General features: G+C 52.5%; 1 protein-coding gene. It reads right to left on the bottom strand.

The window, feature by feature from the left end; all coding sequences use genetic code 11:
* A partial coding sequence (locus tag ACO0LB_RS20505) for a hypothetical protein (protein ID WP_423052538.1) occupies positions 1-682 on the bottom strand: 682 nt, incomplete at both ends.

The following is a 682-nucleotide window of genomic DNA, read 5'->3' as shown; positions in this document are numbered from 1 at the left end:
GATCTTAATCGAGTCCACGCGTATGTCGTGCAGGGCCGGGTACGCTCCATCGTACTTGGCGTTGTACTGCAACAGCTCCGAGAAGCTGAGCTGGCGGACGGATTGCAACAGTTCGACGTCCAAGTCACCAGCAGAATTAAGTTCGCCGCACTTGTTGACAAACTTGTTCCACACCTCAGCAATCGATTCGAAGAGCTTGCCAGTGGTAAGCGACGCGACAATTTTCCACAGCGCCTTAAAAGCGCCAGTGAATCCGATCTTATGGTCGCCACGTACGCCCTTCTCTGACTCAATCATGTGATGCAGGGTCTTTGTTCCCATCCAACGGGTGCGATACGCGATCATATATATCGCAATCACCGCGTCAAAGAACACGTCCATGCCCACACGATTGACAGCGCGGATGTTAGCGCCGTTGATGCTCATCTTGGTATTGAAAGTGGAAGCGGCAGAGACCACGTGATTGATGATGAACGAAGTGTCGCCGGAACGCAAACAGTGAACGTACACACGCTCAAAGAACGCGCGGTCCACACCGATGATCAGTCTATGGAATCCAGCAGGACCCTTAACCGCCACCTTGCTTCCAGCATACCTCGTGTGGTCGTACTGCCATGTAGTCAAATAGACAACGTCTTCCGCGGCAGCGTCCCAGAAACTGAAGTCAAAATACTCCTCTTGC

The organism is Undibacterium sp. SXout7W (assembly GCF_049339385.1).
In the GTDB taxonomy this organism is placed as follows: domain Bacteria; phylum Pseudomonadota; class Gammaproteobacteria; order Burkholderiales; family Burkholderiaceae_D; genus Undibacterium.
This window is presented reverse-complemented; position numbering and strand designations above follow the sequence as displayed.